15 protein-coding genes are annotated in these 15,049 nt (G+C 67.7%); 6 read left to right on the forward strand and 9 right to left on the reverse strand.

From position 1 onward, the window contains the following. Nucleotides 1-52: 52 nt before the first annotated feature. From RIA68_05570 to eno, 3 genes are read right to left on the reverse strand one after another with little or no spacing between them, the layout of a single operon-like run. Nucleotides 53-1,060: a hypothetical protein gene (locus tag RIA68_05570; protein MEQ8316905.1), complete on the reverse strand. Its 1,008-nt coding sequence runs from the start codon at nucleotides 1,058-1,060 to the stop codon at nucleotides 53-55. Next, nucleotides 1,057-1,632, reverse strand: a complete 576-nt coding sequence (locus RIA68_05575) for an NUDIX hydrolase (protein MEQ8316906.1) — start codon at nucleotides 1,630-1,632, stop codon at nucleotides 1,057-1,059. Before RIA68_05575 ends, RIA68_05570 begins: the two co-directional genes overlap by 4 nt. After that, nucleotides 1,633-2,925, reverse strand: a complete 1,293-nt coding sequence (eno, locus tag RIA68_05580; GenBank protein MEQ8316907.1) for a phosphopyruvate hydratase — start codon at nucleotides 2,923-2,925, stop codon at nucleotides 1,633-1,635. A 168-nt stretch (nucleotides 2,926-3,093) separates the two neighbouring features. Between eno and RIA68_05585 the strand changes: the two genes are divergently transcribed. Beyond that, complete coding sequence (locus RIA68_05585) at nucleotides 3,094-3,789, forward strand: PhoU domain-containing protein (GenBank protein ID MEQ8316908.1); 696 nt, start codon at nucleotides 3,094-3,096, stop codon at nucleotides 3,787-3,789. Beyond that, on the forward strand, nucleotides 3,786-5,246 hold the full coding sequence (locus tag RIA68_05590) for an alpha/beta fold hydrolase (GenBank protein MEQ8316909.1): 1,461 nt from the start codon (nucleotides 3,786-3,788) through the stop codon (nucleotides 5,244-5,246). Before RIA68_05585 ends, RIA68_05590 begins: the two co-directional genes overlap by 4 nt. A gap of 2 nt (nucleotides 5,247-5,248) precedes the next feature. Here RIA68_05590 and RIA68_05595 read toward each other — a convergent pair whose 3' ends face one another. From RIA68_05595 to hppD, 4 genes are all read right to left on the reverse strand, one after another. Further along, on the reverse strand, nucleotides 5,249-6,226 hold the full coding sequence (locus tag RIA68_05595) for a hypothetical protein (protein MEQ8316910.1): 978 nt from the start codon (nucleotides 6,224-6,226) through the stop codon (nucleotides 5,249-5,251). 75 nt (nucleotides 6,227-6,301) lie between these two features. Further along, complete coding sequence (locus RIA68_05600) at nucleotides 6,302-6,568, reverse strand: hypothetical protein (GenBank protein ID MEQ8316911.1); 267 nt, start codon at nucleotides 6,566-6,568, stop codon at nucleotides 6,302-6,304. Nucleotides 6,569-6,575: 7 nt separating this feature from the next. Then, entirely contained in the window at nucleotides 6,576-7,028 is a 453-nt protein-coding gene (locus RIA68_05605) for a DMP19 family protein (GenBank protein MEQ8316912.1), read from the reverse strand. Between the two features lie 26 nt (nucleotides 7,029-7,054). Beyond that, nucleotides 7,055-8,251, reverse strand: coding sequence for a 4-hydroxyphenylpyruvate dioxygenase (hppD, locus tag RIA68_05610; GenBank protein MEQ8316913.1), 1,197 nt, complete (start codon nucleotides 8,249-8,251; stop codon nucleotides 7,055-7,057). A gap of 226 nt (nucleotides 8,252-8,477) precedes the next feature. Between hppD and RIA68_05615 the strand changes: the two genes are divergently transcribed. From RIA68_05615 to thrS, 3 genes are all read left to right on the forward strand, one after another. Continuing rightward, nucleotides 8,478-9,413, forward strand: coding sequence for an MBL fold metallo-hydrolase (locus tag RIA68_05615; GenBank protein ID MEQ8316914.1), 936 nt, complete (start codon nucleotides 8,478-8,480; stop codon nucleotides 9,411-9,413). A gap of 100 nt (nucleotides 9,414-9,513) precedes the next feature. Further along, nucleotides 9,514-10,848 (forward strand): hypothetical protein, encoded by a 1,335-nt coding sequence (locus RIA68_05620; protein ID MEQ8316915.1) that lies wholly within the window; start codon nucleotides 9,514-9,516, stop codon nucleotides 10,846-10,848. Between the two features lie 216 nt (nucleotides 10,849-11,064). Continuing rightward, nucleotides 11,065-13,155 carry a threonine--tRNA ligase gene (gene thrS, locus RIA68_05625; GenBank protein MEQ8316916.1) on the forward strand — a complete coding sequence of 697 codons (2,091 nt, stop codon included), beginning with the start codon at nucleotides 11,065-11,067 and terminating at the stop codon, nucleotides 13,153-13,155. Nucleotides 13,156-13,191: 36 nt separating this feature from the next. On the opposite strand, the gene RIA68_05630 is transcribed toward thrS, so the two are convergent. After that, nucleotides 13,192-13,650, reverse strand: coding sequence for a hypothetical protein (locus tag RIA68_05630; protein MEQ8316917.1), 459 nt, complete (start codon nucleotides 13,648-13,650; stop codon nucleotides 13,192-13,194). Between the two features lie 192 nt (nucleotides 13,651-13,842). On the opposite strand from RIA68_05630, the gene ispF reads away from it, so the two are divergent. After that, nucleotides 13,843-14,391 (forward strand): 2-C-methyl-D-erythritol 2,4-cyclodiphosphate synthase, encoded by a 549-nt coding sequence (gene ispF / locus RIA68_05635; protein ID MEQ8316918.1) that lies wholly within the window; start codon nucleotides 13,843-13,845, stop codon nucleotides 14,389-14,391. Nucleotides 14,392-14,408: 17 nt separating this feature from the next. On the opposite strand, the gene RIA68_05640 is transcribed toward ispF, so the two are convergent. Then, nucleotides 14,409-14,861, reverse strand: coding sequence for an HU family DNA-binding protein (locus RIA68_05640; protein MEQ8316919.1), 453 nt, complete (start codon nucleotides 14,859-14,861; stop codon nucleotides 14,409-14,411). Between the last annotated feature and the right edge of the window lie 188 nt (nucleotides 14,862-15,049).

Consider the following 15,049-nt stretch of genomic DNA (forward strand, 5'->3'; position numbering starts at 1 on the left):
GGATGCGGTGAGAGCCGTGAGATTCTGAGGGATCCGGCCGACATCCTATCGCCTAGCCGGCCCGGCCCTGCCGCTTCTTCTGGGATACGCGGTCGAGGAACTTTCGTTCGCGCGGCGTGAGCGAGGCCATGCCCTGCTGTGCGATCTTGGCCAGCAGCTTCTCGACGCGGGCTTCCTCTTCTTGCCGCTTCTTGATGGCCGAGAGCTGCGAGCGCGTCGGACCCTTGCGCTTCTGGCTCTGCTCGGCCGCCTCGTAGGCCGCGGCGTACTGGGGCTCGAAGCCCATCATCTTGAGGCCCTGCTTCTGCTGCCAGCAGGTAAACCCGCCGAAGAGCGCGATGCCTAGCAGCAGCATCTGGTCGGCGGCGAAGGCGACGACCGCGAGCGCGATGGCCGCGCCCACGCCGATGTTGCAGGAGATCCACAGGCTCTTCTCATAGCCGATCTTGCGCCACATCAGGCACTGCACGATGCGGCCCGAGTCCATCGGGTACATGGGCACCAGCATGTTGAACAGCAGCAGCACCAGATTGATGAAGTGCAGCGTGAAGACCGTGAGCTCGAACAGGCCCGTCCGCGGCCAGGGCGGTTGGAACGGGTTGAACACCGCGTACTGCCAGCCGTCGTTGACCAGCATCGACGCGATGCCCAGCGGCACGAGCAGCACGGCGTTTACGCCGGGCCCGCCGAGCACCGTGATGAGCTCGGCCTTCCACTGGTGCGGTGGACGGCAGTAGGCAAGCCCGCCCAGCGGCCACAGCATGATCTCGTCGGCCTCGCCCTTCACCCATCGGCAGGCGAAGCAGTGGCCGTACTCGTGCAAGAGCACCAGGCCGAACACGACCGTCAGCATGATGGCCGTGTAGATGAAACCCAGCGAGTTTGGGCTGCCGGCCGTGATCAGCCTGATGAGGACGAAGAGGATGAAGATGAGGTGGAGCTTGACGGTGATGCCCCAGAGGCGATATAGCGGCACCGCCCAGCGCATCGGGTTGTCGCCGTCTCCGAAGACGCGGCCGAGCCAGCCGCGCGGGCCAGATCCCCGCCAGTGCTCGCTCACACGCGCACTCCCAGCAGGCCCGCGGCCTGGGCCCGCAGGATGGGGATGACGCTCTTGGCGTCCTGCAATCTCCCGTCGTCGATCATCGCCAACGCCTCGTCGGCCCTCACCTCGTGCACCTCGATATGCTCGCCGTCGTCCAGGTCCTGGCCCACGTGGGTCAGGCCGCGGGCGACGAAGACGTGCATCACCTCGTCGGTCATGCCCGGCGTGGTATAGAACCGCCCGAACGGCTCGAGTGTTGCAGCCTCGTAGCCGGTTTCTTCGATCAGCTCACGCCGTGCGCAGGGCAGCGGCGCTTCGCCCGGGTCGATCGTGCCGGCGGGGATCTCCCAGAGCGTGCCCCCCACGGCCGGCCGCTGGTTGCGGATCATGACCAGCGTGGCACATTCCTGCTCGGTGGGCTCGTGCAAGATCGGCAGGATGGCGCACGCGCCGGGGTGGCGCACGACGGCCATCTCCCGCGCGCCGCCGCCTCGCCCGGGCAGCGTCAGCAGCTCGACGTTGAACTTGGCGCCTTCATAGAGCACGCGCGTCTCGATCGGCGTCGGCGTGGTGTCGGTGTTGCTCACTCAGGCACTTCCGCCGAAGAGGGCGCTGCTGCCGAGCTCTTGAGCGATGACGAGCAGGCGGTTGTACTTGGCGTTGCGGTCGCTGCGGCAGGGCGCGCCCGTCTTGATCTGGCCGCAGTTCGTTGCCACGGCCAGGTCGGCGATGGTGCTGTCCTCGGTCTCGCCGCTGCGGTGGCTCATGACCGCGCCGTAACCGTTGCGGCGGGCCAGATCGACGGCTTCCAGCGTCTCGCTGAGCGTACCGATCTGGTTGGGCTTGACGAGGATTGCGTTGGCGCAGCCTTCGTCTAAACCGCGTTGCAAGAACTTGATGTTGGTGACGAAGAGGTCGTCGCCGACCAGTTGGACGCGATCACCGAGGCGATCGGTCAGCTTCTTCCAGCCGGCCCAGTCGTGCTCGTCGAGGCCGTCCTCGATGGAGCGGACGGGGTAGTTGTCGCACCAGCCGGCCCAGGTGTCGATGAGCTCGTCGCTGGAGATGACCGCCTGGTCGCTCTTGAAGCGCTTGTAGCCGTCCTTCTTGTCCTTCTTCGCCTCGTTGGCCAGCTCGCTCGCGGCAGGATCGAGGGCGACGAAGATCTGCGTCCCCCAGCCGTAGCCCGCCTTCTTCGTGGCCTTCTCAAGGAACTGCAGCGCCTCTTCGGCGCTCCTGAAGTCGGGCGCGAAGCCGCCCTCGTCGCCGACGGCAGTGCTCAGGCCGGCCTCGTGCAGCAGGCCGCGCAGGGCGTGGTAGATCTCCACGCCGGCACGCAGCGCGGTCTCGAAGTCGTCGAAGCCCCAGGGCTGGACCATGAACTCCTGGAAGTCGAGGTTGTTGTCGGCGTGCTTGCCGCCGTTGATGACGTTGAGCATCGGCACCGGCAGCGTCCGGCCGGCCGCGCCGCCCACGCTCCGATAGAGCGGGAGCCCGGCCTCGGCCGCCACGGCGTGGGCTGCACCGAGCGAGACGCCCAGGATGGCGTTGGCACCCACGCTGCCCTTATTGGGCGTGCCGTCGGCGGCGAGCATGGCGTGGTCGAGGGCCGCCTGGTCTCGGGCGTCGAGGCCGATGATGGCCGGCGCGAGCCGGTCGGCGACGTTGGCAACCGCCGCGCTCACGCCCTTGCCCCCGAACACCGAAGCGTTGCCGTCCCGCAGCTCGACCGCCTCGTGCTCACCCGTGCTCGCGCCGCTGGGAACCATCGCCACGCCGACGGCGCCGCCGGCGAGCTCGACCGCGACGCGAACGGTCGGGTTGCCGCGAGAGTCGAGGATCCATCGAGCGCTGAGGCCGTCGACGCAGAATTCGTTCATGGGCGGAAGGGCTCCTCTGTTTCGGGCGGCACCGTGGTCGAAATCGGGCCTGCGGACAGGCTAGGCCCCGAGGTGGCCCGTACCCTGTGCTATCGGTCCGTCGGCCCTGCCGCTTGCCCCGACCTGGCTCGTCTCGGTGCCACATTCTTCGACCCTGGGAGTCGTTCCATGCCCGACAGCTTCAGCGATCGCCTCGACGCCCTTGCCGGACGCATCATCGAGCAGGGCGATCTGGTGCTGCAGATGGTCGAGGGCGGGTTCGACCACCTGTTCGCCCCCGGGCAGGACGGCCTGGACGGGCTGCGGGCCGCCGAGGAGAAGGTCGACGCCGCGGACGTCGCCATCGAGAAGTCCGCCGTGAAGCTGCTCGCCGACGCGACGGAGGGGCACGACCGCCTGCCCGACGCCGACCTGCGGCGATTGCTGACGATCGTGAAGGTCAACAACGAGCTGGAACGCATCGCCGACGCGGCACTGTCGTGCGGCACGCTAGGCCAGCGGCTGGCCGACGCGGGCAGCTCGCCCCCCACCACCTTCCGCGTGCTGACCAACAGCGTGGTCGGCATCGTGCGCGACGCCATGCGGGCGATGGGATCTCGGGACGAGCGGCTTGCCCGCGTCGTGCTGCAGAGCGACGAGGCGGTCGAGGCGTTCAAGGCGGCTCTCATGCGCGAGTGCGAAGCCAAGCTCCGTTCGGGCGAGCTCGACGCCGCCGACGCGTTCCTGCTCCTCGAGATCGCGACCGCGACCCACGCCATCGCCGAGCATGCGGCCAACATCGCCGAGCAATTGCTGTACCTCTACACGGGCACGATCGTGCGGCACGTGGAGGGCAAGTGGCGAGAGGTGGAGGTCGATTCGTGATGCACCGAACGAACTGCTCGATGCGGCTGCGTGCGGTTGGACGCGTCGCGTGCGCATGCATGCTGCTCGGGGTTGCGCCTCGTTCGATCGCCCAGCCAGCCGGGGATGCGCAGCCCGCTTGGGCGCAGCGCGACTCGCTCGAGGGGTATTGGCGCGGCGCGTACCAGCGGCAGGGCTCCGTGCTGCCAACCGAGCTCCGCATCGAGCGCGGCGACGACGGCGTGCTACGCGCCTCGCAGCAATTCCCCGATTGGATCTACTACGGCTGGCTCGATCCCGAACCCGTGACGGTTGAAAGAGGCGAAGACGGTCGGCCGACGCGCGTCAGCTTCGACGGGCTCTACGGCACGGCAGAGCTCGTGCTCGACGGCGACTATCGCGAGATGATCGGGAGTGTCGCGTCGTCGCACCCGCCGGTCACTCTACATGTCAAACGCGCGATCGCGCCGCCGGAGATCCGAGTCGAGGAGCGCTCGATGGTGGTGCGTTCGGACGTACCGCTCGCCGCCACGCTCGTACTGCCCGAGGGCGACGGCCCGCACGCCTGCATCGTCCACCTGCACGGCAGGGGGTGCCGACCCAGGCTCGCCCAGCGCTGGCGGGCGCGCGAGCTGGCCCGCTACGGCGTGGCGTCGCTCGTCTTTGACGCTCGCGGGTCGTCCGCCGACGGAGTCGACTGCGAGACCACGACGCTCCAGACCGTCGTCGACGATGCGCTCGCAGCCTATCGGCTGGCTCTCGACTCACCCCGCATCGACGCCTCACGAACCGGCTTCCTCGGAACGTCGGCCGGCGCGTGGACCGCACAAGCCGCCACCGAACTCGCGAAAGCAGATCCCGCAACACCCAATCCGGCGTTCATCATCACCTGGATCGGGCCCTCGACGAGCATCGAAGCCCAGCAGCGCGACGCGGGCGAGGCCATTGGCCGAAGCTTGGGCTTGAGCGACGCCGACATCGAACTCGTCATGCGTCAGATGGAACTCGCGATGGATCGCGAGCGCGAACCCGAGACGTTGTTCGACGAGTTCGAGCAGATCCGCGAGACGGCAGAGCAGGGCGGATGGCTCGAGTCCATGTTCGGGCCCGACGACTTCCCCAAGACGTCCGAGGAACTCGATCGCGTCTGGCTTCGTCGCTTCAGGTACGACCCGACCGACATGCTCCGCCAACTCGACGACGTGCCGTACCTGGCCGTCTTCGGCGAAGAAGACGACGTCGTACCCATTGATCTCAACGCGCCCAGGCTCGAACAACTGCTCGATGATGCCGGCAACACCGACTATCGCATCGTCATCATCCCGGGCCAGGGCCATAGCGTCGAACACGGTGACATGGCGCGGACGCTCAACGCGCCGGGGCCCGATGTGATGTACTGGAAGTTCGACCGCGTTGAGCCCCGATTCATGGAGAGCACGATCGAATTCCTGCGCGAACGTGGCTTCGCGACCAGGTAGATCTACTCTTCCGGAATCGCCGCCAGCACGCGGGCATCGTCCCCTTCGAGCACCAGCACCCGCAGGCGTCCGCCTCGGTCGCTGATCTCGCTGACGTGCACGCGGCCCTTCGGCCCGATCGCCACGCCGATGGGCGACCAGCGGCGGTCGCTCGTGTACACGGTCGAGACCTCACCCTCGGGCGAGATGCGCACGACGCGGCGTCCGGCGAAATACGTCACCAGGACGTTGCCGTCGGCGTCGAGGGCGAGGCCGTAGAGCCGATTCCAGGTCGTCTCCGGGCCTCCGCGGAAGGGCGGATCGTCGGGCTTGGGCTCGATCAGGCTCGGGCCCTGCGTCGTCACCGTGCAGCCGCCGTTGTCGTCGAAGCTGATCCGCCGAACGCGGTCGCGATCGAGCAGCAGCACCGAGCCGTCGGGCATGGGCCGCATGTTGACGATCATGCGGAAGGTCGCCTCGTCGCCCGAGCCGTCCAGGTACAGCTCGCCGCCGAGTGCGCCTGCGATGGTGCGGACGCGTGAGCCGTCGTGGTCGTCGGCGGCCCGCTGGCGGATGATGGCGCGCCACTTGCCGTCCTCGCCGCGCACGGTGTGGGCGAAGACGACCGACCCGTCGGGCATGCGGGCGAAGGCGTTGCTGCCGAATCGCTCCCGCACGGGCGGCGCGGGGATGAGCACGGTCCGCTCACCGTCGGGCGCGAGCGTGCGAAGCGACTGCGGCGCCTGCTCGTAGCCGGTGTGCTCGCGCTCGTAGACCAGCGTGCCGTCGGGCTCGAGCTGCAGCTCGTGCGTCCACGAGTCGACGACCGCCGGGCTGATCGTGCCGTCGGGCGCGATCCGCCAGATCGTCTCGGCCCCGACGTCCGCCACGTACACGGCCCCGTCGGCGGCGACCTCGAGCCCCGAGCCCGGGTGGGTCGCGACCGACAGCGGGAACAGGCGAAGGACGCTCAGGATGATCGCGGCGGATGCGGCTGGCATGGCGGACCTCCGCATCCGGGGATGCGCGAACCCGAGGCTGCCGTCAATGGTCGTGCCTTCGCCACGATCGGGGCGTCAGGCGTCCCGCCGGATGCTGATCCACACGTCGTCGAGCAGGCCCGAAGCGACGACGCCCTCGGCCGCCGGCGACCGCACGGACTCGGCCAACTCGCCCAGCAACGCTGCCAGCCGCTCGGGCTGCAGCCCTTGGCCCTCGAACAGCCCCGGCACGCCGGGGTCGGCCTCGAGGCCGTAGTCACTAAGGACGGGCTCGGGCACGTAGGGCTCGGCGCGGGGGGTGGCGTTGAAGCGGATTGCGATGGCGAAGGTAGCCGACGACAAGAGAACACTATTCCTGATCTGAGATGAATTGATCAGCACCAGCAATCTGACTGCGATGCTTCGACACGTACGAGTGCAGCAAATCAGTCAAGTCGTCCGGATACGACATGAATTGGTCATCGAACGGCTCGAACAGATCCTCGTCGATCTTGTCGAGTTGCTTTGCCCGCTTGCGTCGTTCCGCTGGCGGCTTGCTCGATGGAAACAGCGCGTTGGCTTGCGCCACGACTTCAGACGCTTGCTTCGCCCCGATCTGTTCCAAGGCCGTTGGGGCGAACCAAGCCGAGTCGCCCGAAGAATTCAGGTAGTACTGGGCGAAGCCGCCGTTGTTCACGTCGGCTTCGAGCTCCCAGATCGCGCGGAATACTTGCTCGGGTTCGGTCAGCTTCTCAAACGGCTTGTCCCAGAACAGATCAAGCGCGCGGTTCGCCAGTTCGCATAGCTCGCTGTTTTTTGACAATCACGCACCCCCGGAAGCAGCCAAGCTTACAGATTCCCCCGCTTCTCCTGCTCCAGTTCCAACGCCTCGAACAACGCCTTGAAGTTGCCCTTGCCGAAGCTCTGCGAGCCGCGGCGGCTGATGATCTCGAAGAAGAGCGTCGGGCGGTCCTGGAGCGGCTTGGTGAAGAGCTGGAGCAGGTAGCCCTCGTCGTCGGCGTCGACCAGGATGCCCAGGTCCTTGACCTTCTCGTGGTCTTCCTTCACCGCCTGGTGGCCGTTCTCGGTGAGCATGGTGTTGACGCGGTCCCACACCAGCTCGTAGTAGGTGTCGGGCAGGCTCAGGAAGTCGACGCCGCGGCGGCGCAGCTCGGCCACGCTCTTGAGCTCATCGTCGGTGCGCAGGGCAAGGTGCTGCACGCCGGGGGTCATGCTGTGCCACTCGAGATACTCGAGGATCTGGCTCTTCTTCTTGCCCGGGGCGGGCTCGTTGATGGGCATCTTGATGAGGTTGTTGCCGCTGGCCATGACCTTGGACATGAGGGCCGAGTATTCGGTCGAGATGTCGGCGTCGTCGAAGTGCTTGAACATCGCGAAGCCCATGACGTCCTCGTACCACTTGACCCAGTGGTTCATCTTGCCCTCTTCGACGTTGCCCACGCAGTGGTCGACGAAGCGCAGGCCGCACGGGTGCTGCTTGTTGTAGTCGTTCAGGGAGAACGGGCCGAAGTCGCGGAAGCCGGGCTGGAAGGTGCCGCCCTCCTTGACCTTGTCGAGCGCGTACGCGCCCTCGCGGCTGACGAAGCTGTGCACGGCCCGGCCGTAGGCCTTGATGCCGGCCATGGTGACGCTGCCGGTGTCGTCGCTGTAGGTCACCGGCTCGTAGGCGCTCTCGCCGCCGTTGCGCAGCACCTGCTCGTAGGCGGCCGTCGCGTCGGCCACCGTGAGGGCCACGTCCTTCACGCCGTCGCCGTACTTGACCAGCTCGTCGTTGATCGCGTGGTCGGGCGTTAGCGGCGTGGTCAGCAGCAGGCGGATGTTGCCCTGCGTGAGCAGGTACTGGGCCTGCTCGCGGCTGCCGGTGGTCAGGTCGGCGACCTGCTGGACCTGGAAGCCGAAGAGCTGGGCGTAGAAGACGGCCGCCTGCTTGGCGTTGCCGACGTAGAAGCGGACGTGGTCGATATCGATGAGGTCGAGCGGATCGACGACCTTGGAGCTACTGGTGCTGGTGGCGGCGGAGGTCATGATGGTGTCTCCGGGTCGGCCCGCCCGCGCCCGATGGGCCGCCCCCGCTCGCCGGATCGATTGCCCGGGTCCGTGCGAGAGCCAGCCTGTGCGGGTGGCCTTGCGTGTCCTTCAGTCTATGCGGTCGCGGGGCCTGATGATCCCCTACGAGGGCCCCGCGACGGCCCCTGGCAGCCGCCCGAGGGCGCCAATAAACCCGCTGGAACGGCGATTACGCTACAGAAGCATGGACGGGGAATCCTCACACAAGCGGCTCATCCGCGCGGCCCGGGCCCTGGCCCGCCAGTGGCGGCCGATCGTCGCCGAACGCGTGGCCGAGCGAGCCGGCCTGCGAACGCCCGACGAGCCCATGGCACCGGCCGGCAGCCTGCCGGATCGCGATGAATGGGAGGCCGCGAGCTTCGGCGCGTTCTGGTTCGGCCAGGCCACCAGCATGCTGCGCGTCGGCGGGCAGACCATATTGACCGACCCCCACTTCGCCGAGCACGCGGGCGTCGGGCTGCGCGGCAAGCCGACCGGCCGGCGGCGGTCGATCGCGCTCCCGGCGACCGTCGACGACCTGCCGCCCGTCGACGTGTTGCTACTGACGCATGCGCACATGGACCACTGGCACAAGCCCTCGCTCGAGCGGCTGGTGCGCCCGTCGACGACGGTCGTGGTGCCGAGACACACGCGTCGGCTGCTGCCCGGCCGCGGCAGCGGCTTCGGCTCGGTGGTCGAGCTGCGCTGGGAGCAGGCCGAGGACCTCGAAGGCATCGGCATCACGGCGTGGCCCTGCAAGCACTGGGGCGCCCGCTGGCTAGTCGACCGGCACCGCGGCTACAACGCATACGTCATCGAGGACGATTCCCGCAGGCTGCTCTTCGCCGGCGACACCGCCCACACGCACCACTTCGACGCGCTCGCCGACGAGACCAATCCCGTCGACACCGCGATCCTGGGCATCGGCAATAGCTACGAACCCTGGGACCGCGTGCACGCCACGCCCGAGCAGGCCGCCGCGATGGCCGACCGCATGGGCGCCCGCCGCCTCATGCCGATCCACCACTCGACCTTCCACGACCCCGGCGAGCCCGTCGGCGAACCCCTGGAACGACTCCGCAAGGCCTGGGCCCCGCGTGAGATGATCTGCGAAGACGTCGGCGTGGCGCACCTGGAGTGACCCTCGGCTGAGAGCTGCCCTTGGGGCATTCCCGTGCAACCGAAGATCGAAGAGCGAGTATCCTGAGTGACGTTCGTCTGCGATGCGAGAGGGATACTGCATGCAACACCAATGGACTCGGCCGTCGGGAGCACTTGCCTTGCTCTCGGTCACCTGCTTGGCGGCGATTGCCTCCGCCCAGACCTGCACGCCCCAGTGGGAGGCCCTGGGCTCGGGCACCGGTGGGTCGGCGTTTCCGGAGGTCGCCAGCTTCGGCGTCTTCGATGATGGTTCGGGAGCACAGCTCTACGTGGGAGGATTCTTCACCACTGCGGGCGGCATGCCCGCGAACTACATCGCCCGATGGGACGGCACGCAGTGGCGTGACCTCGATCAGGGCGTGGACCGCAACGTCGAGACGATGACCGTCTTCGACGACGGGTCGGGGCCGGCCCTGTACATCGGCGGCAGCTTCACCGAGGCCGGCGGCGCGCCGGCCGCCCGCGTGGTCCGCTGGGACGGCCGCTTCTTCGAGCCCATGAGCTTCGGGTTCAACCAGCGCGTCGGCGCCTTGGTCGTGTACGACGACGGCACCGGCCCCGCGCTGCACGCCCTTGGCTCGTTCACGCGGTCGGGGCCGTACGAGTTCGAGGGCGGCGCGAAGTGGAACGGCACGCGCTGGGTCGACCTTGGCCCGGGCGTGGGCATCACGTACGACGCCATCGTCTACAACGACGGCCGGGGTGACAAGCTCTACGCCGCCGGCCTCTTCACCGAAGACCGCGGCGCCGCCGGCAACCACATCGTCCAATGGAACGGCAGCATCTGGACCAGCGTGCGCGGCGGGACGAACGCCGAGATCTTCGCCCTCGAGGTCTTCGACGATGGCGATGGCCCCGCGCTCTACGCCGGCGGCATCTTCACGCAGGTCGACGGCCAGCCGGCCAACCGCATCGCAAAGTGGGACGGTGACCGTTGGTCGCCGCTCGGCACCGGTCTCAACGGAGCCGTCCGAGCCCTGCAGGTCTTCGACGACGGCACCGGCCCCGCCCTCTTCGCTGCCGGCGCCTTCACGACTGCCGGCGGCACCTCGTCGCCGCACGTTGCCAAGTGGAACGGCGCCACGTGGGTGCCCATGCCCGACGGCACCGACCGCAACACCAAGGCGCTCGAAGTGTTTGACTCGGGCGACGGACCCGACCTCTTCGTCGGCGGGCGATTCGACGAGGCAGGCGGCGTGGCAGCGAACAACATTGCCAAGTACGACGGCTGCCCGCCCCCGCCAAGCTGCTACGCCGACTGCGACGGCAACGGCGAGCTAGAGCTCTTTGACCTGCTGTGCTTCCAGAACGACTTCGCCCGCGGTCTGCCCAGCGCCGATTGCGACGCCGACGGAACCCTGACCCTGTTCGACTTCTTGTGCTTCCAGAACGCCTTCTTCGTCGGATGCCCCTGATCTCGGCTGGAGCCGCCGCGCGATCGAGCCGATATACTCAGCCCATGGCACGCACGACGACCACCACGACGACTACGCAAACCGCCTCCTGCGGCTAGTCTCGGCGTGGTCCCACACGAATCCCGAGCCCGGCCGCGAGGCCGGGTTTTTGTTTGGCCCCCGCTACCCTCTGAAACCATCGCAAGGCCCCCCGCCCGAACCCACGGAACCACAGCCATGAGCCAGCCAGTGACGATCACCCTCCCCGACGGCTCCACCCGCGACTTCGACGGGCCCACCACGCCGCTGGCCGTCGCCGAGAGCATCGGCTCGCGATTGGCCAAGGCTGCCGTCGGGGCCCGCATCAACGGCGAACTGGCCGACGTCAATGCCCCGATCGAGTCGGACTGCGAGCTCGCGATCCTCACTGAAAAGACCCGCGACGGCAAGCCCGACGAAGGAGCGCTCTTCCTGCTGCGCCACTCGACCGCGCACGTCATGGCCGAGGCCATCCAGCGCGTGGTGCCCGGGGCCATGCTCGTCTACGGCCCGCCGCTGGACAACGGCTTCTACTACGACATCGCCTTCCCCGAAGACCGACCGCTCCGTGAAGGCGACTTCGAGGCCATCGAGGCCGAGATGGCCAAGATCGTGAATGAGGACCGGCCGTTCACCCGCTACGAGTTGGAGTACAGCGAGGGGCTCGAGAAGCTCCAGCGCGAGGGCAGCAAGTACAAGCTCGACAACGCCCACCGCGCGCACGAGGCCGGCTCGCTCCAGCTCTCGTTCTATGCCACCGGCGAGCCCGGCAAGGACTGGGAGGATCTCTGCCGAGGCCCGCACGTGCCCAGCACCGGTCGCATCGGCGCGTTCAAGGTCATGTCGCTCGCGTCGAGCTACTGGCACGGCGATGAGAACAGCGACCGCCTGACCCGCGTCTACGGCACCAGCTTCTTCAGCAAGAAGGAGCTGGCCGAGCACCTCGACCGCCTCGAGCAGGCCAAGGCCCGCGACCACCGCGTGCTCGGCAAGAAGCTCGGGCTGTTCCACATCGACGAGGCCGTGGGCCAGGGCCTGGTGCTCTGGACCCCCGCCGGCGCGACCATCCGCCACGAGCTCCAGCAGTTCATCGGCACCGAGCTCGCCCGCCAAGGCTACCACGAGGTGTTCACGCCGCACATCGGCAAGCTCGACCTCTACCGCACCAGCGGCCACTTCCCGTACTACGCCGACAGCCAGTTCCCTCCGCTGGTCGATCGCGAGCACATGCACCAGCTCAGCGAAGAGGGCTGCACCTGCGCGCAGCTCAGCAACAACCTCAAGGTCGGCCAGATCGAGGGCTTCATGCTCAAGCCCATGAACTGCCCGCACCACATCAAGATCTACGACAGCCAGCCGCACAGCTACCGCGACCTGCCGCTGCGCCTCGCCGAGTTCGGCACCGTGTACCGCTGGGAGCAGTCGGGCGAGCTGAACGGCATGACCCGCGTCCGCGGCTTCACCCAGGACGACGCGCACTTGTTCTGCACGCCCGACCAGGTCGGCGAAGAGGTCCAGGGCTGCCTCGAGCTGGTCAAGATCATCTTCGGCGCGCTCGACATGCACGACTACCGCGTGCGTGTCGGCCTGCGCGACCCGGACAGCGGCAAGTACACCGGTGATTCGGCCAACTGGGACAAGGCCGAAGAGGCCTGCCGACAGGCGGCGCAATCGCTCGGCGTGCCCTTCACGGAGGAGCCGGGCGAGGCCGCGTTCTACGGGCCCAAGATCGACTTCGTCGTGCGCGACGTGATCGGCCGCGAGTGGCAGCTCGGCACCGTGCAGGTCGACTACAACCTACCCGAGCGCTTCGACCTGACCTACATCGGCCCCGACAACCAGCCCCACCGCCCGGTCATGATCCACCGCGCGCCGTTCGGCAGCATGGAACGCTTCATCGGCGTGCTCATCGAGCACTTCGGCGGCGCATTCCCCTTGTGGCTCAGCCCCGAACAGGTCCGCGTGCTGCCGATCAGCGAGAAGAGCAGCGACTACGCCCAGGAAGTGCTAGCCGCACTCAAGGCCGAGGGCCTGCGCGCGACCGTCGACGACTCGGACGGCCGCATCCAGGCGAAGATCAAGAACGCCGCCGAGATGCGCATCCCGTACCTCGCGGTCGTCGGCCCGCGCGACGCCGAGGCCGGCAACGTCTCCATTCGTGCTCGCGGCATCCAGAAGGACCTGGGTGCCCTGCCGATTGCAGACTTCGTCGCGGCGCTGGTCAACGAGCGCGACAGCAAGGGTGAGAGCTCGGTGCGGGACCGCTTTGCCGAGCCCGTCGGCGCATAAGAAAACCCGGACCAGGGCCCGGGCTTCCAGACTCGCTCAGCCCTCGTCGTCGCCCTCGGGCGCTTCGGCTTCCGCCGGCAGCGGTGCGGGCTCGCCGCGGGGGGCGTCGGGCTTGGGGTACTCGGGTGCGGGCCGCTCGTGCCAGTCGATGCGGCGGACGCCTTCGGGCGGGCAAGGCAATTCGTCGCTATCGATGACCTTGCCGCTCTCGACGTCCTTGACCTCCCACCGCATCTCGTCGGGCATGATCAGGTCCGTCTCGTCGCCCTCGTAGAAGCGGATGCGCATCTTGTTGCCCACGGCCAGGTCGTATCGCCACAACTCCTCGCCCGTGCGCGAGTCGACCAGCGTGATCGTCTTGGGGCTCCACGTTCGGCTGACATAGGGGTGACTGTCGCTGGACGAGTAGATGCAGCCGCCCATCGAAGCCGCAGCGGCGGCGAGGGCGACGACAGCCAGGCGAGCGGGACGGGCGATTCGAGGTCGATTCTGCATCGAGAACTCCAAGAGCGTGGCGGCCACCGATGCGGGCCGGAGGCAGGTCTTCGGGGGTCGGGCCCCTCGGTCTACGACGACCGATGCGGGCGGTTCGCGGGCCGATGACGGGCCCCAACGCTATCTCCTCTCTATCGTCAGGAACGCCAGTCGGGCTCACTCCAACACAGCATGCGGCGCCACCACTCCACGATGAACCAAACAAATTCCGATTATCGCGTCGGCGACCCGCCCTTCCGCATCGGCCACGGCTACGACCTGCACCGCCTCGAACCCACCGCGCCCGCCGGCGCCGGCAAGACGCTCGTCGTCGGCGGCCACCCGATCCCCTGGCCAGACGGCCAGCCCAAGGGGCCGGTTGCCCACTCCGACGGAGATGCGCTGCTCCACGCCCTCACCGACGCCCTGCTTGGAGCTGCCGGCCTCCCGGACATCGGCCAGCTCTTCCCCAACGACGATCCGTCCAACGAGGGCCGGGACTCGTCCGACTTTCTTGCCGAGGCCGTTCGACTCGTTCGTGGCGGCGACTGGGAAATCGCCAACGTCGACCTCACAGTGCTCTTGCAAAGCCCGAAGCTCGGGCCACACAAGGCCGAAGTCCGCGATCGCGTTGCCCGCTTGCTCGGGCTGCCGCCCCAGCGCGTCAATCTCAAGGGCAAGACGGGCGAGCAGGTCGGCGCGGTGGGCGAGGGCAACGCCATCGAGGCGCACGCCGTCGTCTTGCTCTGGCGTTCGACCTGAAGGCGAGCCGCCTCCCGCTATCGGCCCGGGGTACGGGCGGAGGAGCGCTGCTTGTGCTCGATCTGGCCGGCCGCGTGGCCCGGGCCGTGCGGCTTGGCGATGCCGTGGTTGGGGCTTTGCTGGTTCGAGCTTGGCTGGTTCGAGCCGCGCCGGCCTGAGCTTGCGTGCCCCGAATCCGCACGTTCGTCCGAGTTGCTCGGCTGCAGTCGTTCACGCAAGGCGGGCGACGCCTTGAACCCGCAGGTCTCGCTCGCGGGGATGCTGATGGGCTCTCCAGTCAGCGGGTTGGTGCCCTTGCGTGGCTCGCGGTGGCGGCGTGTAAAGGCGCCGAATCCGGTGATCTTGACTCGTCCATCCTCGATCAGACCAGAGGTAATGCCCTCGAGTACGCACTCGACGTAGACGGTGGCGTCGCTGCGTGTGACGCCCAAGTTTGAGGCAACATAGTCGACCAGGTGGCTCTTGTTCATTCTCACAGGCTCCGCTTCGGCGCTGCCCGGGAAACACACAGGTCATCGCTCTCTCAATTCGTGCGTCTACCGGCTTCGGATATCGGTGACCGGGCTCGAAATGATAAAATTCTTTCTGGGATTCCCCGACTTCTTCATATTGGAATGACCCCGAGCGGGTTGCACCTTGCACGTTCCCATTTTGAGAT

The sequence above is a fragment of the Phycisphaerales bacterium genome (assembly GCA_040217175.1).
Classification (GTDB): Bacteria; Planctomycetota; Phycisphaerae; order Phycisphaerales; family UBA1924; genus JAHCJI01.